Here is a 657-nt window from a genome sequence, read left to right as displayed (position 1 = left end):
GATTATATATTATGCTATTGTAAAAGTATAAAGTTAAAAAGGAGTTAGCTTAATGGGACTATTTTTTGTGTTTTTGCCGTTATTGTCTTTTGTTATAGTTATGTTAATAGGATGGATTTGTACAAAAATATTCATACGCTAATTATATAAAAAGGATTTTTTTAATGTATAAATATAAAATTTATAATAATTTTTCAACTAGGCCGTTAACAATAATAGATGAAGATAGTGAGAAAGTAGTCGGGTATGTGCAAAAAGATTATTCTAATATTTTCACACGAATTATTGATTTTGTAGGTGAAGGGAAATTTTTCAATAATTTTAAAGTATATACTAAGAACAAAAATTTAGTATTTAAGTCTAATCAAATAAGTCCATTTAAATATAAACACTTTAATATAGAATTTATGACACATAAAACCAAAAAATTCACTTTTGAATTAACAAATGAAAATAAACTAAATTCGTTCGAAGAAGCTAATTTTTATCTAATGAATAAACAGTATAAATTAGATAATAGCTCAAACGACTGGGCATATATAATTAATGAAGAACGACAAAATATTGCTAAATGTAAAAGTGATATTACTATTCCTGTTACTGTTTATTTTGAATTACTAGATGAGAAAATGAAAGAATATGAGTTGTTATTTATAG

Annotated in this window: 1 protein-coding gene; it reads left to right on the top strand. The window is 23.0% G+C overall.

Annotated elements, in window-relative coordinates:
* Positions 1 to 164: 164 nt before the first annotated feature.
* The coding region (locus CD147_RS11925) for a tubby C-terminal domain-like protein (RefSeq protein WP_103167633.1) at positions 165 to 657 on the top strand (493 nt) is incomplete at its 3' end.

Origin of the sequence: Staphylococcus devriesei (assembly GCF_002902625.1) — a bacterium.
Classification (GTDB): Bacteria; Bacillota; Bacilli; order Staphylococcales; family Staphylococcaceae; genus Staphylococcus; species Staphylococcus devriesei.
The sequence above is the reverse complement of the archived record's forward strand: the minus strand, read 5'-3'. Positions and strand labels throughout refer to the sequence as shown.